Origin of the sequence: Thermococcus sp. 21S9, from assembly GCF_012027635.1 — an archaeon.
Classification (GTDB): domain Archaea; phylum Methanobacteriota_B; class Thermococci; order Thermococcales; family Thermococcaceae; genus Thermococcus.
This window is the reverse complement of the sequence record NZ_SNUS01000001.1, coordinates 1,046,254-1,064,248: the sequence shown is the minus strand read 5'-3', so window position 1 is coordinate 1,064,248 and position 17,995 is coordinate 1,046,254. Positions and strand designations below refer to the sequence as shown.

The following is a 17,995-nucleotide window of genomic DNA, read 5'->3' as shown; positions in this document are numbered from 1 at the left end:
TCTTTTCCGGTGGTGGCGATGGACTTCATGAGCATAGTCGCGTCAGTGATTTTCGCCGGTTTCGCGGTGAGAACCGTTTACCTCCTTCTGCGGGAGGAAAGGAAAAAGGACCTGCTCCTCACAACGGCCCTCTGGGGTCTGGCCCTTTTCGTATGGGGTCTCTACATCGCCGGAAAGAAGGGATGGGGTATTTCAAGCACCCTGGTGATTCTCTCGGGCGTCGTTGCATTCTCCCTGTCCCTCTTCGGCCTGTTTAAACTCCGCGAAGAGAGCCCCAAAGAGTTTGGGAAAGAGCTATAAAGGAAAAGGCATAAAACTAAACGGCTTTACGATTAACCGGGGGGAACCCTCATGGGATTGTTTGACAGCCTCAAAAAGAAGGAGAACAAGCCTAAAATGAAACCTCCCGCGAGCGTTAAGAAGGAAGTCGCTCCCAGGCATGACATCGATGTCGTACCGATTGAGGAGGATGTTCTTGCTAAGGAGCTCGTTAAGCCCCAGCTTCGCTACCTGAAGAAGATAACCGTGACCAGCTACTCCGACCTTGAGAGGATTTCCAGCGAGCTTCAGGAGGGCAACATAGTCATAGTTGACCTGACCCCGCTCGAGAAGAGGCCCGACGTCCTTGAAAAGGTCGCCGAGCAGATTAAGGGCATGGTCAACGCCTTCGGCGGACAGGCGGCGAAGATATGCAAGACCGAGGTTAAGCTCATCCTCCTTCCAGAGGACATAAAGATTGCCAAATGAGGTTTTCCTTTTTCAAACTTCAACCGAAACCATGACTTTATAAAGGCATCCCTGGTTCTCTTCTCGGTGATGCTCATGGGCGAGAAGAAGGGCGAGAAGGTTGAGGTTAATCCCGAGCTCGGTGAGGTTCAGGTCATAAGCCTCGGTGACTGCCCCATCTGCGGTGGCAAGAACACCCTCAAGGCCATTCAGCACATCCACGAGATTCCCTACTTCGGAAAGGTCATGGAGAGCACCATAATCTGCGAGAAGTGTGGCTACAGAAACGCTGACGTCATGATACTCGAGGACAGGCCACCGAAGCTTTACACAGTTAAGGTCGAGAACGAGAAAGATTTATTCACGCGCGTCGTCAGGAGCAAGAGCGGAACGATAGAGCTGGAGGAGATAGGCGTCAAGATTGAACCGGGGCCGGCATCTGAAGGATTCATTACTAACGTCGAGGGAGTACTTGAGCGCGTTCGCGAAACGCTCCTGATGGCGAGGGAGTTCAGGAGGCAGGAGGGCGACGAGGAAGCGGTAAAGAAGGCCGACGAGATACTCCAGTACATCGAGGACGTCAGGGAGGGGAAGAAACCACTGACTGTGAAGATAGCGGACCCCCTGGGCAACAGCGCGCTCATAGGTGAGAAGGTCAGGAGCAGGCTTTTGACGGAGGAGGAAATCCAGAAGCTGAGCCTCGGGCCGTACCGGATAATCAACCCGGAGGAGCTTGAGGGGCAAAACGAAGCCGGGGAGGGCAGTAAAAACCCAGAAGAAACCGAAAAAGAGAGGAAAGAGCTCAGTGAGAAATAAGGACGAAGACTTTGTCCTCGATTCCATTTACCTCCACGTTTCTTCCGTCGAAGTTCAGCTCAGCTTCCCCGTTCGCGAGTTTATTATAGTCGTCCATGCTTACAGCGATGACGCTGAAGACGTCGTCGCCGTTCACGTAGTTTACGTATTCCAGCCCAAAGGGCATTCCAAAGGCCATATCGCCGGCGATGCCCTTGGTGACGTCGCTCACGTCGAGCGAATCGCCGTTGTCAACGATGTAGATGAAGACGTAGGGCTTGCCCACCTTCGCGACGTCCTCGTCGGCCATGTAAACGTTGCCAGTTAGAACGTCAACGTCATCGCTGTCCGGGTTGAAGGTCATGTGCTTACCGTTGGGTTCAGCCACCATGAGGGTATACTCGCCCATGTCGTCCGCGCTCTTGGCCATCTCCACTGCATTTTCGATGTCGCCACCCAGGTCGGTGTCGTCAACCGCGCCGAAATAGTCGCGCGATTTGACGACGAGGTAGTCATCGTCGGTTTCAAGGTAATAGAACGTCTTGAGGGGTTCATCGTCGCTGTAGGAGTAGTCTATGTTGACGTAGTAGCCGTCTGAGTAGTCGATTTTAACGACGTAGCCGTCGTCGGTTTCGAGAACCTCGTAGGAGTCATCTGGAACGACCACGACCGCGTCGGTGCTCCCGGTTTCGCTCGTTATGACATCGATGAAGGGCTCGTCAACGTCCGATACAACGACTCTCATCGTGTCGAACTTGAGCGTGACGGGCAGGTCGGCGTTGAGCTTGACGTCTTCGGTCGTCTCTGTCGAAGTTTTCTCGGAGCTTTTCTCTGAAAAGGTATCGGTCGTGGACGGAGTCGAACTGCTCGTTCCGGAGCTCATACACCCGCTTCCCGCGAGAACGAGTCCCACGAGAAGAAACGCCAGAACGTATCTAATCCCAAACTTCATTCAGAACACATCCGTGCTTCGGTAATCCTGAACTGGGAGGGAGGAGCTTAAAAAGGTTTGCAGGCGCGTTAGGAAGTCCTAAAATCGTCAGGGGTAGAAGTAGTCCCTCGCGAGCAGGTCCTCAATCAAGGCCCTTACCCACGGCTTCCTCGTCTTCCTTGAGAGGTGAATTATGCCCTCGACGTGGATTCCGTAGCGCTCCTTCATCTCCTCCCTGCTCATCGGTTCCTTGAATAGAAACGGCCTTTCGATGGTAAAGACGTAGCCGTAGTCCTTGATGTAGTTGGCCAGCCAGTTCTTCCCGTTCTCGCCGTGGACGAGGGTTAAACCGCTCGTATCCTTCGCCATCTCCCAGAGCGTCTCGAGGTCAGCCTTTATCACCTCACCGACCTCGAAGCCTCCAGCTATTGTCCCCCTCCGGGTTAGCGTCTGCTCCTCGTGAAGGTTGAGCCTCCTCAGCGTGTCCCTCAGCTCGTAGGGGTTTCCACGCGCTATGTAGAGGAACACTAGGTCACCCTCGTCGAAGGCCTTCCTCTTCCTGACCTCGACCGTTTTGAGGCCCCTGAATATCAGCTCGGCGTAAACCTGGTGGAGCGCTATGACGTGCTCCATGCTTTCACCTGGCGAACCCTCGAAGAATGGAATAAAAAGGTTTGGATTACTCACCAAGCCCCAGCGATGCCTTCACGAGGTCGCTCACAACCCCGCTCGCCGTCTCCTTCAGCCCGGCGCCGGCTCCTTTGATGAGAAGCTCTCCCAGAAGGTCGCTCTCTATTAACGCAACGTTCTCGTTGCTCGAAACCGCGAGCGGTCCTGAAACCTCCTCCGGAGCGACCCTAACGTCCTTCTTCTCGATTGTCGCGACGAGCCTAATCCTCTTCCCCTTTGCAAGCGCCCTCTTAACCTCGTCAACCGTAACCTCTGCGATGCCCTTGACGGCAATCTCGTCGAAGGTAATTGGCTTAAAGGCAACGCAGTGGAGTATCGTTGCCTTGTAGCCGGCATCAATTCCGAGGACGTCTCCGCTTGGGTCCCTCTCGGCTATGCCAAGCTCCTGCGCCTGCTTTACCGCCTTCTCGAAGTCAATCCCCTGCTCCATCCTTGAGAGTATGAACGTCGTCGTCGCGTTCAGGACGGCCTTTATTCTCCTTACCGAGTCCCCGAGCATGTTCTCGCGGAGGAGGCCGATGATTGGCGTCCCCGCCATAACCGTCGCCTCGAAAAGGTACGGCAGACCTCTCCGCTCGGCTTCTCCGATTAGCTCCGCGTAGTGGAACGCCAGTGGTGGCTTGTTGCTCGTAACGACGGCCTTCCCGTCCCCCAGCGCCTCAAGGTGCCACTCGTGGGCGTTTCTATCGTTGGTCACGTCAATTATAATATCGGCCTCAATCTCCTTCACAGCCTCGGCCGGTGAGAAGTTGTAAACCTCGTAGTCGTTGGTCCATTTACTGAGCTTTCCAAAGTTCTCCTTGACGAGGAGGGCCTCGCTCAAATCGATTCCCTCGGGAAGCCACACGGTTCCGCTCGTGTCGGAGATGCTGACGACCCTGAAGGATAAGCCGTATTTCTCTCGGAAGAAGCGCTCCTTTTCAAGCAGAACCCGCGCAACGGCTCTGCCAACGTTGCCGAAGCCGAAGAGCCCAACCTTTACCTCCATCCAACCACCGGAATAGAAAAGGAAGGGGGACTTAAATCACTTGTTGAGGATTACCTTGATTATGTCCATGTCCCTGACTATGCCGACGAGCTCGCCCTCGCCCTTGATGACGGGCAACTGCTCGATGTGGTGCTGGACCATCTTCTGCGCGACCTCGTAGACGCTCATGTGCGGAGTTGCCACGACGACGTTGGGGTTCATTATCTCCTCAACCGGCTTCTGGGGAAGCTGGAGCTCAGCCTTCTCGAAGAGGAGCGTTGGGTTGCTTTCAAGAATCCAGTCCTCCTCGCTTGAGGCGGAAAGGGCCGTCTGCTTCATGACCCTAACTACCTCTCCGTCCTTGAGGAGGTCTGTCTCGTCAACCATCCCTATCAGGTTACCTTCGTCGTCTATGACCGGAATCGCCATTGCGTTGCATAGGAGGAGAGCCTTAAGGGAAGCCTTAAGCGGGGTTCCACGCCAGACGACGCCGACGTTTCTCTGGTAGTAGGGCTCAATCGTTATATCCTTTAGCTTCTCGTTCTTGGCCAGGTAGCGCCTCACGATGTCACCGACGGTCAGGATTCCTATTGGCTTCTCCTCGTCGTCAACGACCACGACGCGCCTGTAATCTGTCTCAAGCATCCTTCTGACTGCCTTCTTGAGGTCGTCGTTGGCTTTAACAGTAGGCACGTCCCTCTTAACGAGCATGGCCAGCTGGTCCTCGTCCGGGTTCAGGAGAACGTTCTTTATGCTTATTATCCCGACGAGCTTTCCCTCCTTGTTAACGACCGGGAAGGAACGAACGTTGTGCTTCTTGAACAGCTCAAGCGCATAATCCCTCGTCGCCGGCAACTGTATTACCACTGGGTCCTTTGTCATCAGGGTCTTTACCCTCATGTTCTACCACCGCTTAACCTAAAACGGTGCCACCCTATTTAAGGTTTTAGAAAAGGAAATGGACGAAACGTCAGCCCAGAAGGGCGAGGAAAACACCCGCGACAACGGCAGTTCCGATAACTCCCGCGACGTTCGGACCCATGGCGTGCATGAGGATGAAGTTGCCCGGGTCCTCCTCGCTGGCCAGGCGCTGGACGACGCGAGCGCTCATCGGGACAGCTGAAACTCCCGCGGCGCCTATCATCGGGTTTATCTTTCCACCCGAGAGCTTCATCATGAGCTTTCCGAAGAGCACTCCTCCCGCCGTTGCGCTGGCGAAGGCCACTATTCCGAGACCGAGAATCATGAGAGTCTGAGGCGTGAGGAAGCTCTCTGCTCTCATGGTTGAGCCGACACCGAGGCCGAGGAATATCGTCACGATGTTCATGAGCTCCTCCTGGGCGGCCTTGGTGAGCCTCGGAACGACGCCACTCTCGCGGAAGAGGTTGCCCATCATGAGCATTCCTATCAGCGGTGCCGCGCTGGGAACGAGCAGGCCGATGACTATCATCGTGACTATCGGGAAGAGGATTTTCTCGCGCTTTGAAACGGGCCTCAACTGCTCCATCCTTATGCGCCTTTCCTCCGGCGTTGTTAGTGCCTTTATGATGGGTGGCTGAATCAGCGGGACGAGGCTCATGTAGGAGTAAGCGGCCACCGCTGTCGCGGCGAGTATCTGGGGCGCGAGCTTGGTGGTGAGGTATATCGTCGTTGGCCCGTCAGCACCGCCGATGATTCCTATTGAAGCGGCCTCGTGTATGTTGAAGCCCAGCGCGAGAGCGGTAAGCATCGCCACGAAGACGCCTATCTGCGCCGCGGCACCGAGGAGTGCTGTCTTAGGGTCAGCTATGAGCGGTCCGAAGTCCGTCATCGCCCCGAGACCGAAGAATATCAGGAGTGGCACTATCTCCGTCTTGATGAGGTAGTGGTAGATTATGTCGAGCAGACCTGGATGACTGCAGAGGGGTCCAACGGTCGGACAGTTGGCTATGCCGTTGAGGGGAAGGTTAACGAGAACCGCCGTGATGCCTATGGGCAAAAGCAACAGCGGTTCCATCTCGTAGCGTATGGCCAAGTAGACCAGCGTCAGGCCCACTGCAATCATGATGATGTTCCCTACCGTGAGGTGGAGCAGACCCATTGTGCTCAGGAAGTCCACGAACGTCGCCATGCCCCATCACCCGAGCTCAACCAGTGGGTCGCCGGTGTTTACGGTGTCGCCTTCCTTCACGTAGAGTTTTTTCACAACGCCGTCTTTCGGAGCCGGAATCTCATTCTCCATCTTCATGGCCTCAAGCACGACCAACCCCTGACCAGTCTTAACCTCCTGCCCCTCGCTCACGAGGACCCTCAGGATTTTTCCGGGCATTGGGGCAGTGACAGTGTTGGGCGAAGCACTCGCAGGAGCCGGCGAAGGAGCCGGAGCACTAACCGGAGCAGGAGCAGAAACTGATGCGGGAGCTGGAGCAGGAACCGGAGTGCTGGCAGTTTCGGGAACGCTTGGGAGCGCTATTCCAAGGCCTTCGGCCTTGACCTCGTAGCTCTTGCCCTCGAAGCTGACCCTGAACTTCCCGCCGGCGAGCTCTTCAACCTCAACCTCGTACTCCCTTCCATCGATGATGACCTTAACCTTCATCTTCACCACTTCCTCATCTCGTAGTTGAAGTTCTCAACCTCATTCATACCGCTCTGTAAACCGTAGAGGCGCCAGGCGTCGGAAACCTTCCTCTTGAAGGGCAACGGCCTGGCGACCTCGGCCTTCTTCGCGAGGTAGGCAAGAATTGAGGCAGTTATGATTGCCAAATCTCTTGGAGGAATTTCTTCAGTTTTCTCGGCAACCTCTGGGGTCTCAACCCCTTCCCTCTCCTCGACGGCCTTCTCCTCGGCCTTCTTGGCCCTTCCGGTCATCCCGCGCTCGAAGGCGCCTATGGCGTAGAGGATGATGGCCAAAATGGTGAGTATGGCGAAGACAACGGTGATTCCTATGACGGTAATCCATCCGCCTTCGGCGAGCTGGCTCATGCTTTCACCTCACAGCGGTATGTTGCCGTGCTTTTTCGGCGGGAGCTTGACGCGCTTGCTCTCAAGGGCCTCGAGCGCCATAATCACCTTCGCCCTCGTCTCCGCCGGGTCGATGACGTCGTCTATGTAGCCTCTAGCCGCTGCTACGTACGGGTTGGCAAACTTCTCGCGGTACTCGGCTATCTTCTGCTGTCTGACCTCCTCCGGGTTCTCAGCCTGGGCGATTTCCTTGCGGAATATGATGTTCGCCGCTCCCTCCGGACCCATGACCGCTATCTCTGCAGTTGGCCAGGCAAAGACGAAGTCGGCTCCAAGGTGCTTGCTTCCCATCGCGAGGTAAGCCCCACCGTAGGCCTTTCTGAGGATAACGGTCACCATCGGGACCGTCGCCTCGGCGTAGGCGTAGAGGACCTTCGCGCCGTGCCTGATTATTCCCCGGCTTTCTTGGTCAACGCCCGGCAGGTAACCGGGGACGTCCACGAGCGTGACTATCGGTATGTTGAAGGCGTCGCAGGTTCTAACAAACCTGGCAATCTTGTCCGAGCTGTCTATGTCGAGAACTCCAGCGAAGTACTTGGGGTTGTTGGCGACTATACCGACGGTCTGGCCGTTCATCCTTCCGAAGCCAACCACGGCGTTCGGGGCGAAGTACGGAAGGATTTCAAGGAAATCTGGGTTACCGTTCTCGTCGCGGTCAACTATCTCGTAGATGACCTCCCTGACGTCGTAGGGCTTGTTCGGGTCGTCCGGGACAATTTCATAGAGCCTCTCGCTCTTCCTGAAGGGTAAATCGCTCGTCTTGACTTTTGGAGGCTTCTCCATGTTGTTGGACGGCAGGTAGCCCACTAGGCGCCTTATTAAAGCCAAGACTTCCTCGTCGCTCTTGCCTATGAGATGGGCCTGACCGGCCCTCTGCGCGTGAACCATCGCTCCGCCAAGCTGAACTGGAGTAACCTCAACGCCGGTAACGGCTTTGACGACCTGCGGGCCGGTGATGAACATGAAGCTCGCGGGGTTGTCCACCATGAGAATGAAGTCTCCGATAGCGGGGCTGTAAACGGCTCCGCCGGCACAGGGACCCATTATCGCGGTAATCTGCGGGACGACACCGCTGAGAATCGTGTTCATCTTGAAAATCTCGCCGTAGCCCTTGAGCGCGTCAACGCCCTCCTGAATCCTCGCTCCTCCTGAGTCGTTGAGGCCTATGACAGGGGCTCCAGCCTCCAAAGCCAGCTCCATGACGCGCTTTATCTTCATCGCGTGCATCTCGCCGAGCGAACCGCCCATGACGGTGAAGTCCTGCGCGTAGACGAAAACGAGCCTGCCATCGATGGTTCCGTAGCCAGTAACGACGCCGTCCGCGGGCAGTTCCTTCTTGTCGAGGCCGAACTCAGTTCCCCTGTGCTTGACGAACATGCCGATTTCCACGAAGCTTCCGGGGTCAAGGAGCTTCTCAATCCTCTCGCGGGCGGTGAGCTTGCCCTTGGCGTGCTGTTTCTCGACGGCCTTCTCCCCGCCCATGGCGAGAATCTTTTCCCTCCTCTCGTAAAGCTCGTTGAGCTTCTCCTCCATGCCCATAAGAGTAACCCCCTTGATTTCTTTGGGCTTGTAGTTTGTAAAGTTTAAAAGGGTTTTTGAGGAGCGAAATTCATTCGAAGACGGATAATTTGTCCAATGACATGGAAAAAAGAAGGAAGACCTCAGAGGTGCTGGATTGGCGTTTCGGCACCACAGGCCTCACACTTGAGGAAGTGGAAGCGTCCGCGCTTGATAATCTTGGTATCTGGGCTTCCACAGACCGGACAGATGACGTACTCCTTGAGGTACTTCTTCATCTTGTTGGCTATCAGGTACGGAGTGAAGCGTCCCTGCAGGATTACGCGCCTGCCCTCGAGCGTTCCAGCGGTTGCGACCTCGCGCAGGATGAACTTCAGGAGATGGTTCGGGTCGCGGTTCATCGCTTCCGCTATGTCAACGAAGTTCTCGATTATCGTCCTGTTACCGGCTATTGTGACGACCGCCGGCGGGACCTCGAAACGGGACTTGTGGGACTTCACGTTCTCGGGCAACTCCTCGTAAGCCTTATCGAGGAGCTTCTCGAAGTCGTAAAAGTCAATGCTCTCGCTCATCTTCTCACCCCCTCATAGGTTTCCCCTTCGCTTTATAACCTTTGTTAGAGCACCCTGTAAAAGCCCGCCCTCGGCTCGTAGATTCTGCCGTCTGCCTTGAGCTCCTCGATGAGCTTCTCAACCTCGCGCTTACTGCCGACCCCGGCCTGCTTCGCGGCCTCGATTACCTTCTCTGCCGGCGCTCCGTAGTCGCCTTCACCTTCGAGGTTCTTGATTATATCGACCAGCTTCTCTATCTTGTTGAGCTTCTTGGAGCTTTTACCTATCTCCAGTATCGAGACGTCTATGTTGCCCTCCTCGTCAACTGCTATCGTCCTCATCATGGCCTCGATGAGCTCTATCGCCGCTCTAGCATCTTCGCGCGTTACCGTCTCGCTCAGCCTCATCCTCGCGTGGGCCTCGCTGAGACGTATGAGGGCCTCAAGCTGTCTCGCGGTTATCGGAATCGGCTGGACGCCTTCCTCGTCGCCCCTCTTCAGGCCCTTCCTCATCTTGACGTAGTAGCGCTTGATTTCCTCCATGGCTTCCCTGCTCAGGACCGGGTGGACGTTCTTCCTCGCGTAGGCTATGTACTTCTTGAGGAGGTCGTAGGGTATCTTCGGCGTAACGACCTCCGCCTCTCCCCTGCGAACCTTGAGGATGTGCTCAGCGATGCTCGCGTCAACCTTCTCGTCCGGCTCGTCGAGGAGGAGGAATATAAGGTCAAAACGGCTCAGCAGGGTCGGCGGGAGGTCGAGCTGTTCGGGGAGGGACTTGTGCCTGTTAAAGCGACCGAACTTCGGGTTGGCAGCGGCTATAACGGTCGTCCTTGCGTTGAGGGTGGCTGTAATGCCGGCCTTGGAGATGCTTATCGTGTTGTGGAGAACCAGCCCGTGGGAGACGAAGAGGTGGTACGGCTCAACGGTTACATCGTAGACCCACTCCCAGCGGTCGTTGGGGATTTCTTCGACCTTCGTAACCCTGAGGAAGCGGAGATTGCCCTCGACAAGTTCCGTTATGTCGTTGAGCTTTTCCTCGGCCTCCTCAAGCCTTTCCCTCGCAATTTCGAGAAGAGCGTTTGTTGTCTCTTTATGTCCTCTCCTGAGCCTGTAAAGGGTCGTCGAATAGGGAGTACCCAGCTTCTCCGATAGCTCTTTAACAGTAACGAAGGCCCTCAGCGCCTCAACGTCCCCCCTCTCAAGGGAGCTCTTAAGTTCAGCGATTCTCTCTTCTGCCTTCACAAGGTAGTCCATTACGCGCTCTCTGTTGGCGTTCTGGCGGGCGGTTATGTTGTTGGTAAGACCGCCGTCGTTCACGTGAAGGACGTTTAAAACCTCCCTCAGGGATTCGAGAACCTCGGTCGGAACGATGTCGCGGTAGTTGCGCTTTCTCCTGGAGACCTCGATAAGCTTCTCTATCTTCCCTATCCGCGGGTCATCCCGGACAATTTCAGCGAAGCGCTCCATGTCGGCCGTACCGCTCACGATGACCTTGTAGTAGGTCGTCTCCCCCCGCTTCTCCTCGAAGATGTAGGAGTATATCCCAAGGCTCAGCAGTAGGTCCTGGAGGTCTTCCACCATGCCCCTCGACGACGTTGTGAATCCAACGCGGTACTTGTCCACGAAGCCGTCTCCCTTGAAGAACGCGTTGAGGAAGGCCCTTCTCGCGGTTTCGTCGGCGCCGAGAACCCTGGCAGGAACCCTCTTCCGGCGAGCAGGTCTTTCGTCACCCTTCTCGGGAAACGCCTCCGGGAACTCGCTTAGAAGCTTGGTGTAGAAGTCCTTGGAGATGACGCGGACCGTGTAGAGCCTCTTCTCGCCAGGCCTCTCGCGAATCTGAACGCCGTACTTAACGCCGAGCTCCTCAAGGAGTCCCTTGAACTCCTCAACGAGCTTCTCATCAGTGTTCGTGAAGCCTACCTCATAGTAGCCGTTGCCGGGGTTAGCGTAGCTGAAGCCTTCCGACAGGAGGAAGCCAAGGAGTTTGGCAGTGGTCTCATCAAGACGGTTCTCTTCGGGGGAAAGGTAGCGCCTGACCGCGAGGACGAGGTCGTCGGGTTTCACATTCTCCGCTGGCTTCTCCCTTATTTCGCCGTCCTCCCACACCATAATCGGGTGCTCTGGGGTTACGGTTATCTCCCTGCCGTTCGAGAACCTCAGCCGTATGAACTTGTCAGGTGCTTTGTGCCTGCTCACGCGGTCCGCTTTAACCTTTACGATTTCCTTCCGCTCGAGGTCGTACGCGAGGAGCTCTATGTCATCAACGGGCAGTATCTCGGTGTCCTTACCGAGTATCACCTTATCGCGGTTGGCCTCGATGAGGGAATCCACCAGCTCCCCAATCTTAACCTTCCTGCCGTCAGCGAGGAGAAGCTCGAAGTCGTGGTGGTAGCTCTGCTGTTCCAGCGCCTCGTGAATCGCGCTCCTGTCACGGTCACTCATCTTGTCGAACTCGTCGATTAGTGCGAACCCGCCATCCGCTAAGACGAGAACACCCGCTTCCAGAACCCACGAGCCCGTGAACTCGTCGCGCACGGCTGCAGCGGTCAAACCGGCCGCCGAACTGCTCTTACCGCTCGTGTAGATTGCTCTCGGAGCCAAATTGGCCACGTAGCGGAGGAGCTGACTCTTCGCCACTCCAGGGTCACCAACCAGCAGAACGTGGCTCTCTCCCCTCAGCTTCGTTCCGTCCGGGAGAACCCTCTGCACACCGCCGAAGAGCGCCAAAGCGATTCCCTTCTTGACAACCCTGTGGCCCCAGATGGCCGGAGCTATCGAGTCCACTATCGCGTCAACGATATCCTTCCTCTTCGCCAGCTCGCGAATCTTCTGCTCGTCCTCCGGCGAAATCTCAAGTTCCTCAATCTCCTTGCTGAGCTGTTCGATGTGGTTGACCTCAAGGACTTTCTTGAAAATCGGCCTCTTGTCCCTCTGCTCGAGGATAACGCGCAGGATTCCGGTCACGAGAACACGGTCGCCGGGCAGAGCGGTATCGACGAGGTCATCGAGAAGTATGGCATCAACGAAGCGGGGCATCTGGCCACCTTTGAGGCTCTCGGGTCTGTCCTGAAGACGGAAGCTCTGGAAGTTGATGAACCGGCTCTTCTCGACGTCGAGCTCGACGTTTCTTGAGCCACAGGCGTCGCACTTGGCAGGTTTAACGAGATTCTCGTAGGGCCTCTGAAGGCGAATCATCTCGTTTCCGCAGTCCTTGCAGACGAAGATGGCTCTCTGGACGAAGGGTTTGACCTCACTGACGCGCGTGATGATTCCCTCGACCTGAATAAGCCTGTTTATGTGCTCGCTCCCCAGTTCCTTGACGAGTATCGTGTGGGGCAGGTTGTAAAAGCGCGCGTGAACCTTCAAATCCCTCTCGACGAGGAGCGGGGGCTCGCGGAGGATAATCTGAATCGCGTCCTCACAGCTCGCTATCGCCTCTTCTGGGTTGTTGAGGAGCTCCTCAGCCAGCTCGGGGTCGAAGGAGTTGAGGTGCGCCCAGTCTATGGCCAAGGAGCGCTTCGGCGTTACCGTAAGGAGGTCCTTGAGGCGGTTGATGTAGACCTCGTTGCCGTCGTCGTCAACGTACTCGCGGAGGAATTTTGCGAAGCGCGAAATCATCTCCTCCCTGTCCATCAGGCATCACCGAGCCACTCGTTCCTTATCTTGGACATCTGGAGGTAGAGCCGTCTTTCCTCCGGCGAGAGGCGCGAGAGCAGTTCGAGGCTGTTGGGCCTCAGCATGACCGCTTTGAGGATTTTGTTGAAGCGTATCATCTTCAAATCGCGGAGCTTCTTCTTGAGGTTGGCAAGCTTAGTCAGCTTGACGTTTATCGTCTCGACGCTCTCGCCCGGGTTCAGCCTGACGTAGTTTTCCAGGTAATACAGGTAGAACTCGGCCCTCTCATAGAGCCCGGCCGGGAGTGCCGTTAACGGCTCACTCTCACGCTCCCCGGCTATGGCCTTGTCTATCTCGCCGATTACCTTGTCGGTCTCGTCCACAATCTCAACTACCCCGGCCTCCCAAAGTTCCCTCGCCTTCCAGTCCTCGATTAAGACGATGTCGCCCTGATTCCAGTCCGAGAAGGGCTTTAACACCTTCACAGCGATGAGCGCCCTGCCGGTGAACATACCACCACCTTGAACGACCTAAGGTCTTCGGCTAATAAACCTTGTCGGAACAGCTTAGAACGGTGTTGCGCGGAGTTATGCCAGTTCGATTTCCACTCGAATGCATTCATGAGCACAGATGAGCAGGAGGACGCTTTTGGCCTCGATAACCCTTTAAACCTGAACGAGCAGTCCCATTAAGGTGAGCCGTAATGCTGATTGGAATAATGAGCGACACCCACGATAACCTTCCGGCCATAAGGAAGGCAGTCGAGTTCTTCAACGAGAGGAACGTTGACCTCGTAATCCACGCGGGTGACTACATCGCCCCCTTCGTCGCACGGGAGCTCGGAAAGCTCAAGGCCCCGCTGAGGGGCGTCTTCGGCAACAACGACGGCGAGAGGAGTGGATTGAGGAAGGCGTTAGGGATAGAGGACGAGCTCATCGAGGTCGAGGCGGATGGAATGAAGATAGCGGTGACGCACGGGACGAACGAGGTTCTCGTTAAGGCTTTGGCCTACAGCAAGCTCTACGACGTGGTTATAGTCGGCCACACCCACCGCTACGAGATTAGGGAAGTGGGCAGGACGATACTCGTCAACCCCGGCGAGGTCTGCGGTTATTTAACCGGCGTCAAGAGCGTTGCTTTACTCGACACGAGGAAAAGGGTTGTGGAGATTTTCAACATCGAGACCGGCGAGCTTCTCGGCGCGATGAGCGTATGAGGTGAGCCGATGGACATACTGACGCCGGCCGAGAGGAGGGACGCGGTGGTCTTCATCGGCGTTGATAGGGCTGGAAACGTTGAGTTCGTGAAGGTCTACGCCGTCAGCGAGGAAAAAGCCAAGGAAACGCTGGAGGAGTTCTTCAACGCCAAGGGGCTCTTTCCGACGGATTACCGGCTCGTGAGCCGTGGTCTAGAAGACGTTTCCGGAAAGAAGGCCATAACGACGAGGAGCGAGGAGGAGCTCAGCTCTTCCCTCGCGAGGCTCGGCCTTAAGCTCCTCTCCAACGGAATCCTGACCCTCGAGGACATCGAGGAGGTCTACCAGATAACCCTCGTCAGCGAGGTCCTCTACGAAAGGGTAACGTCGGAAAAGAGGGAAAAAAGCGAGGAGAAAACCCCTGGCTGGCGGGAAGTTCTCTCGCTCGGCGTCGATACGCTCGTCGAGAACCTGAGGGGAGTTGATTTGTCCGAGCTCGTTCCGGCAAACGCGCTAATCCTTCGAGAGCCGGGCGTTGAGACCGTTGCAGAGCTCCTGAACGGGGAGCGGGACGGGCCGATAATCGTCGAGACGAAGGACGCGGGCAGGTATCGGAACCTCGATTTTTCGGCCTTCGTGAGGATTCCCCCGCTTAGCAGGGAGGAGTTTGCGGTCGAACTCTCTGCGAGGCTCGGCTTCAACGTTCCGGTGAGCCTGATTTCCCTCCCCGAGAACAGGCTGAACCTGCGCAACGTCGAAAAACTCGCGAAGCTCGTCGAGGCCCTCGTGAGGAAAGGGTTTGAGAGGGAAGAGGCGCTGAAAATAGCGGTCGAGCTCAACTCTTCAGGGCCCTGAAGTAGGCCTTAACAGCTTCCCTGAAGGCGGGGTTGAGCTTTCCGAGGACGGCGTTGACCCTCTCGCGCTTCTTCCGCTCGCCCGCGAGGTAGCTGAGGAGGAGGCATTCGTCAACCGAGAGGTTAGAAACCTCTGGAGGCTCTTCTCCCGCTAAAATCCGCTTCAGGAGGGGCCTCAGCTTCTCGCTTCGCCTCTCGAACTCAAGCCAGTCCACGTTGAGCCTGCCCCTTGTGGAAATCTCGCCCGCTTTCTCAAGGTACGGCCGGATTTTCTCTCCGAGCGGGGAAGATAGAACCCTCGCGATGAACTCCTCAACGTACGCCATGTCGTCGCCGAGCCTCTTCCGGTCAACGAGGTCGAGGCTCTCAAAGAGTGCTCTTGCCGTCAGGTAGCACTTAACCGCGAAGGGGAGCTCCGGAAGGGTTAAGTGCACCCCGTCAATCTCGACCCTCTCACCGGGTTTTCTCTTCAGCGTCTCGAGGAGGGTCCCGAGGGGATAGCTGAGACTCTTCACGCAGAACTCAAGCTCGTCCATGCTCTCACCATGCCACCTTGTTCGGCCCGCCTAAAAGCCTTTCGTCAGGTTTTTAGGCTTCGCGGGAAATTCCACCACGGTGGGAGAATGGAGTGGGTCGAGATAGACGGCTCGTACGGCGAGGGAGGGGGTCAGATACTCAGAACGGCCGTTGCCCTGTCGGTAATCACTGGAAAGCCGGTGAGAATTCGCAGGATAAGGGCCAACAGGCCAAACCCTGGTTTAAGGCCCCAGCACCTGCACGGTATTCTCGCTTTGAAGGAGCTGAGCAACGCGAGGGTTAAAGGAGCAAAAGTCGGCTCTACGGTTCTTGAGTTCGTCCCCGGAAAAGCCGAGCCGAAGCACATCAAAGTCCCGATAAAGACTGCAGGAAGTATAACGCTCGTCCTCCAGGCGTTATTGCCAGCGATGGCCTTCGTGGGGGGAAGCTTCGAGGTAACCGGCGGAACCGACGTGCCCTGGAGCCCGCCTGTGGACTACCTGAGGCATGTTACGCTCTTCGCTCTTGAAAAGATGGGCTTGAATGTTGAGATTGAGCTCAAGAGGAGGGGCCACTACCCGAAGGGCGGTGGGCTCGTCCTCGGAAGGGTCGAGCGGTGGGAGGAGAGAAAACCGCTCGTTGCCCTCGAGTGGCGCAGGATAGAGCGCTTCGCGGGAATAAGCCACGCGACGAATTTACCCACCCACGTCGCGGAGAGACAGGCGAAGTCAGCTGAAGAAAAGCTGAGAAGCCTTTACAGCGTCCCGGTCGAGATTGAGAGGGAAGTCTCGCGCTCCCTTGGACCGGGAAGCGGAATAGTGGTTTGGGCCGAAACGGACTCGCTTAGGTTAGCTGGAGACGCCCTCGGAAAGCGCGGAAAACCGGCCGAAGTAGTCGGCAGGGAAGCCGCCGAAGAGCTGATTGAGCAACTGACGCCGAGGAAGGCCGTTGACAGGTTCCTAGGCGACCAGCTGATACCGTTCCTGGCCTTCGCGGGCGGAGAGATAGGCGTTGCAGAAATCACGAACCACCTCGTCACCAACGTCTGGGTCGTGGAGCGGTTTTTGGGCAAAACCTTCGAGGTCGAGGGAGAAATTGGAGAGCCAGGGGTTGTGAGGGTGGTGAGGAAGGCGGAGGTCTGATGAAGGGGTTAAATAGGTCACAGTTCTTAGTGAAGATGGTGGGAGAATGGAAGGTGTCGAGTACATTTACGACGAGCATGGGCGGATTAAAGGTGTGATAATACCGCCAGAACTTTGGGAGAGAGTTAAGAGCGAGTTCTTTGACCCATCAAGATACAGGGGTATTTATAAGGACAGGAAAGACCTTGAGAAGAGCCTCGGGGAGCTGAGGGAGGAATGGGAGAGGGATTTTTTGATTGACACCAACATTCTCATCTGAAAATGTAGATAAAAAGCAGTGACATTCTGCCCTGCAGACATCTCCTAAGCTTTACTCCTCCATCTCCACCCCGTAAACCGTCTCCGGGTTCTCGACGTGGATTTTGTAGACGTCCTCCTCCGTAAACAGGCCGTTCTGGAGGAAGGCCTTCGTTCTTCTCGGGACCGTCTTCGGGCCGAGAACCGCCCCCGGCCGTCTTTTGTCGTCTATGTAGTCCGTCTCCATCATGAAGCGGTTGCCCTGCTTTATTGCCTCCTCGATGTTCTTCCTGCTCGCGATTATGCTCGGAAAGACGCCGACCTCTTCAGCAACCTTCACCAGAGGTGGCGAGAAGTGCTTGACTACTTTGTAGGGCTTTATTCCAACTTCCTTCACGTACTCGCCGAGCTCCCTAAACTTGGCCTCGTCAAAGCTCTCGGTGTGGAGCTGAACGGCGCAGTCGGCATCTTTGGCGAGGCTCATGCCGTACTTCATAAGCTCTATGCTGGCGTTCCAGACTTCCTCGCTCACCTCGTAGTGGGGCCTTCCTATCTCGCCTATCGCCACGGCTTTCCCCTCAAGGCATAGCTTTTGCGCGTACTCCATGGCCTTCATGACCTCGTTTTTGGCATAGCTAAGCCCTTTCTGCTCCGCCAGATAGACGAACTCCGCCGGGTGGACGCCGACGACAGCGAAGGCTTTGACTGGCGTCTCGCGGTTTATCCTCTCGACCAGCTCGACGTGGAAGTCCATGGCCTTTATGAAGTCCTCAGCCTTGAGGCCCGGGAAGCCGTAGTCGTGGGCCGTCTTGTATACCACCATAAGATGCGTTCCGCCCGCTCTGTGGAACTGCTTAACCGCCTCGAGGAAGAGGCCCTTGAAGGGGTCAACGTGGAAATGATTATCGAGGATTATCATGCTCCCACCTCACGACTGGTAGACCTCAAGGACGTCGCCTTTTTTAGCGTTTGTCTTCCCCTCAAGAATCAGCGCGACCCTGTCGCCGTCAACCGCGAAGTCAACCCTCTTTCGCTCCCTCTGGATTTCCCGGATTAGGGCGATGCTCCTTCCCTTGACCTTGTAGCCGGGGTAGATTATCCCCTCAACGGTTCCAATCAGCGTCTCCCTGCCGAGGACGTTGAGAACCTGCTCCACCCTGAACTTCGCGACCGGTTTCCTCGACGCTATGAACTCTCCGGATTCACCTTCCCTCGGCCTTCTCAGAAAGTCGAACAGTCCCATGCTCCCACCGGGGAGA

The 17,995-nt window shown here is 56.2% G+C and carries 21 protein-coding genes; 7 read left to right on the top strand and 14 right to left on the bottom strand.

Annotated features, from left to right (window positions below):
* Positions 1-12: 12 nt before the first annotated feature.
* The 3 genes from E3E28_RS06010 to E3E28_RS06000 all read left to right on the top strand — a co-directional run bounded on the left by E3E28_RS06010 (position 13) and on the right by E3E28_RS06000 (position 1,542).
* The gene (locus E3E28_RS06010) at positions 13-300 is read left to right on the top strand and encodes a hypothetical protein (protein ID WP_167914424.1); all 288 of its coding nucleotides are present in this window, start codon (positions 13-15) and stop codon (positions 298-300) included.
* 51 nt (positions 301-351) lie between these two features.
* Positions 352-747, top strand: coding sequence for a cell division protein SepF (locus E3E28_RS06005; protein WP_042692686.1), 396 nt, complete (start codon positions 352-354; stop codon positions 745-747).
* Positions 748-822: 75 nt separating this feature from the next.
* Positions 823-1,542: a ZPR1 zinc finger domain-containing protein gene (locus tag E3E28_RS06000; RefSeq protein ID WP_167915254.1), complete on the top strand. Its 720-nt coding sequence runs from the start codon at positions 823-825 to the stop codon at positions 1,540-1,542.
* On the opposite strand, the gene E3E28_RS05995 is transcribed toward E3E28_RS06000, so the two are convergent.
* The 11 genes from E3E28_RS05995 to E3E28_RS05945 form a co-directional block, all read right to left on the bottom strand.
* Positions 1,529-2,473, bottom strand: a complete 945-nt coding sequence (locus E3E28_RS05995; RefSeq protein WP_167914423.1) for a hypothetical protein — start codon at positions 2,471-2,473, stop codon at positions 1,529-1,531. The genes E3E28_RS06000 and E3E28_RS05995 overlap by 14 nt on opposite strands.
* 87 nt (positions 2,474-2,560) lie before the next feature.
* Positions 2,561-3,085: an ASCH domain-containing protein gene (locus E3E28_RS05990; protein ID WP_042692677.1), complete on the bottom strand. Its 525-nt coding sequence runs from the start codon at positions 3,083-3,085 to the stop codon at positions 2,561-2,563.
* Between the two features lie 46 nt (positions 3,086-3,131).
* Complete coding sequence (locus tag E3E28_RS05985) at positions 3,132-4,130, bottom strand: homoserine dehydrogenase (protein ID WP_167914422.1); 999 nt, start codon at positions 4,128-4,130, stop codon at positions 3,132-3,134.
* Positions 4,131-4,166: 36 nt separating this feature from the next.
* Positions 4,167-5,009 carry a CBS domain-containing protein gene (locus tag E3E28_RS05980; protein WP_167914421.1) on the bottom strand — a complete coding sequence of 281 codons (843 nt, stop codon included), beginning with the start codon at positions 5,007-5,009 and terminating at the stop codon, positions 4,167-4,169.
* A 70-nt stretch (positions 5,010-5,079) separates the two neighbouring features.
* Positions 5,080-6,219, bottom strand: coding sequence for a sodium ion-translocating decarboxylase subunit beta (locus E3E28_RS05975; protein WP_167914420.1), 1,140 nt, complete (start codon positions 6,217-6,219; stop codon positions 5,080-5,082).
* Positions 6,220-6,225: 6 nt separating this feature from the next.
* Positions 6,226-6,684: an acetyl-CoA carboxylase biotin carboxyl carrier protein subunit gene (locus E3E28_RS05970; RefSeq protein ID WP_167915253.1), complete on the bottom strand. Its 459-nt coding sequence runs from the start codon at positions 6,682-6,684 to the stop codon at positions 6,226-6,228.
* A 2-nt stretch (positions 6,685-6,686) separates the two neighbouring features.
* Positions 6,687-7,070, bottom strand: coding sequence for an OadG family protein (locus E3E28_RS05965; protein ID WP_167914419.1), 384 nt, complete (start codon positions 7,068-7,070; stop codon positions 6,687-6,689).
* Positions 7,071-7,079: 9 nt separating this feature from the next.
* Entirely contained in the window at positions 7,080-8,648 is a 1,569-nt protein-coding gene (locus E3E28_RS05960; RefSeq protein WP_167914418.1) for a carboxyl transferase domain-containing protein, read from the bottom strand.
* 122 nt (positions 8,649-8,770) lie between these two features.
* Positions 8,771-9,199, bottom strand: coding sequence for a translation initiation factor IF-2 subunit beta (locus E3E28_RS05955; protein WP_042692655.1), 429 nt, complete (start codon positions 9,197-9,199; stop codon positions 8,771-8,773).
* A gap of 44 nt (positions 9,200-9,243) precedes the next feature.
* The gene (locus E3E28_RS05950; RefSeq protein ID WP_240921655.1) at positions 9,244-12,810 is read right to left on the bottom strand and encodes an LAGLIDADG family homing endonuclease; all 3,567 of its coding nucleotides are present in this window, start codon (positions 12,808-12,810) and stop codon (positions 9,244-9,246) included.
* Entirely contained in the window at positions 12,810-13,304 is a 495-nt protein-coding gene (locus E3E28_RS05945) for a Gins 23 protein (RefSeq protein ID WP_042692650.1), read from the bottom strand. The genes E3E28_RS05950 and E3E28_RS05945 overlap by 1 nt, the downstream gene beginning before the upstream one ends.
* A 191-nt stretch (positions 13,305-13,495) precedes the next feature.
* Here E3E28_RS05945 and E3E28_RS05940 point away from each other — a divergent pair, with 191 nt between their 5' ends.
* Both E3E28_RS05940 and E3E28_RS05935 read left to right on the top strand, forming a co-directional pair.
* Positions 13,496-14,008, top strand: coding sequence for a metallophosphoesterase (locus E3E28_RS05940; protein ID WP_167914417.1), 513 nt, complete (start codon positions 13,496-13,498; stop codon positions 14,006-14,008).
* Positions 14,009-14,017: 9 nt separating this feature from the next.
* Positions 14,018-14,842 (top strand): hypothetical protein, encoded by an 825-nt coding sequence (locus E3E28_RS05935; protein ID WP_167914416.1) that lies wholly within the window; start codon positions 14,018-14,020, stop codon positions 14,840-14,842.
* On the opposite strand, the gene E3E28_RS05930 is transcribed toward E3E28_RS05935, so the two are convergent.
* Positions 14,823-15,377 (bottom strand): hypothetical protein, encoded by a 555-nt coding sequence (locus E3E28_RS05930; protein WP_167914415.1) that lies wholly within the window; start codon positions 15,375-15,377, stop codon positions 14,823-14,825. The genes E3E28_RS05935 and E3E28_RS05930 overlap by 20 nt on opposite strands.
* A gap of 87 nt (positions 15,378-15,464) precedes the next feature.
* On the opposite strand from E3E28_RS05930, the gene rtcA reads away from it, so the two are divergent.
* Both rtcA and E3E28_RS05920 read left to right on the top strand, forming a co-directional pair.
* Positions 15,465-16,499 carry an RNA 3'-terminal phosphate cyclase gene (gene rtcA / locus E3E28_RS05925; RefSeq protein WP_167914414.1) on the top strand — a complete coding sequence of 345 codons (1,035 nt, stop codon included), beginning with the start codon at positions 15,465-15,467 and terminating at the stop codon, positions 16,497-16,499.
* A gap of 46 nt (positions 16,500-16,545) precedes the next feature.
* On the top strand, positions 16,546-16,758 hold the full coding sequence (locus tag E3E28_RS05920) for a hypothetical protein (protein WP_167914413.1): 213 nt from the start codon (positions 16,546-16,548) through the stop codon (positions 16,756-16,758).
* Positions 16,759-16,809: 51 nt separating this feature from the next.
* Here E3E28_RS05920 and E3E28_RS05915 read toward each other — a convergent pair whose 3' ends face one another.
* Together E3E28_RS05915 and pbp11 are read right to left on the bottom strand one after the other, a co-directional pair.
* Positions 16,810-17,655: a TatD family hydrolase gene (locus E3E28_RS05915; protein ID WP_167914412.1), complete on the bottom strand. Its 846-nt coding sequence runs from the start codon at positions 17,653-17,655 to the stop codon at positions 16,810-16,812.
* Positions 17,656-17,664: 9 nt separating this feature from the next.
* Positions 17,665-17,979, bottom strand: coding sequence for a tRNA-binding protein Pbp11 (gene pbp11 / locus E3E28_RS05910; RefSeq protein WP_167914411.1), 315 nt, complete (start codon positions 17,977-17,979; stop codon positions 17,665-17,667).
* Positions 17,980-17,995 lie beyond the last annotated feature (16 nt).

Excerpts from the sequence above, each read along its gene's own strand:
- E3E28_RS06005 (WP_042692686.1), top strand. The coding sequence starts at position 352 with ATGGGATTGTTTGACAGCCTCAAAAAGAAGGAGAACAAGCCTAAAATG.
- E3E28_RS06000 (WP_167915254.1), top strand. The coding sequence starts at position 823 with ATGGGCGAGAAGAAGGGCGAGAAGGTTGAGGTTAATCCCGAGCTCGGT.
- E3E28_RS05995 (WP_167914423.1), bottom strand. The coding sequence starts at position 2,473 with ATGAAGTTTGGGATTAGATACGTTCTGGCGTTTCTTCTCGTGGGACTC.
- E3E28_RS05990 (WP_042692677.1), bottom strand. The coding sequence starts at position 3,085 with ATGGAGCACGTCATAGCGCTCCACCAGGTTTACGCCGAGCTGATATTC.
- E3E28_RS05985 (WP_167914422.1), bottom strand. The coding sequence starts at position 4,130 with ATGGAGGTAAAGGTTGGGCTCTTCGGCTTCGGCAACGTTGGCAGAGCC.
- E3E28_RS05980 (WP_167914421.1), bottom strand. The coding sequence starts at position 5,009 with ATGAGGGTAAAGACCCTGATGACAAAGGACCCAGTGGTAATACAGTTG.
- E3E28_RS05975 (WP_167914420.1), bottom strand. The coding sequence starts at position 6,219 with ATGGCGACGTTCGTGGACTTCCTGAGCACAATGGGTCTGCTCCACCTC.
- E3E28_RS05970 (WP_167915253.1), bottom strand. The coding sequence starts at position 6,684 with ATGAAGGTTAAGGTCATCATCGATGGAAGGGAGTACGAGGTTGAGGTT.
- E3E28_RS05965 (WP_167914419.1), bottom strand. The coding sequence starts at position 7,070 with ATGAGCCAGCTCGCCGAAGGCGGATGGATTACCGTCATAGGAATCACC.
- E3E28_RS05960 (WP_167914418.1), bottom strand. The coding sequence starts at position 8,648 with ATGGGCATGGAGGAGAAGCTCAACGAGCTTTACGAGAGGAGGGAAAAG.
- E3E28_RS05955 (WP_042692655.1), bottom strand. The coding sequence starts at position 9,199 with ATGAGCGAGAGCATTGACTTTTACGACTTCGAGAAGCTCCTCGATAAG.
- E3E28_RS05950 (WP_240921655.1), bottom strand. The coding sequence starts at position 12,810 with ATGGACAGGGAGGAGATGATTTCGCGCTTCGCAAAATTCCTCCGCGAG.
- E3E28_RS05945 (WP_042692650.1), bottom strand. The coding sequence starts at position 13,304 with ATGTTCACCGGCAGGGCGCTCATCGCTGTGAAGGTGTTAAAGCCCTTC.
- E3E28_RS05940 (WP_167914417.1), top strand. The coding sequence starts at position 13,496 with ATGCTGATTGGAATAATGAGCGACACCCACGATAACCTTCCGGCCATA.
- E3E28_RS05935 (WP_167914416.1), top strand. The coding sequence starts at position 14,018 with ATGGACATACTGACGCCGGCCGAGAGGAGGGACGCGGTGGTCTTCATC.
- E3E28_RS05930 (WP_167914415.1), bottom strand. The coding sequence starts at position 15,377 with ATGGACGAGCTTGAGTTCTGCGTGAAGAGTCTCAGCTATCCCCTCGGG.
- rtcA (WP_167914414.1), top strand. The coding sequence starts at position 15,465 with ATGGAGTGGGTCGAGATAGACGGCTCGTACGGCGAGGGAGGGGGTCAG.
- E3E28_RS05920 (WP_167914413.1), top strand. The coding sequence starts at position 16,546 with ATGGAAGGTGTCGAGTACATTTACGACGAGCATGGGCGGATTAAAGGT.
- E3E28_RS05915 (WP_167914412.1), bottom strand. The coding sequence starts at position 17,655 with ATGATAATCCTCGATAATCATTTCCACGTTGACCCCTTCAAGGGCCTC.
- pbp11 (WP_167914411.1), bottom strand. The coding sequence starts at position 17,979 with ATGGGACTGTTCGACTTTCTGAGAAGGCCGAGGGAAGGTGAATCCGGA.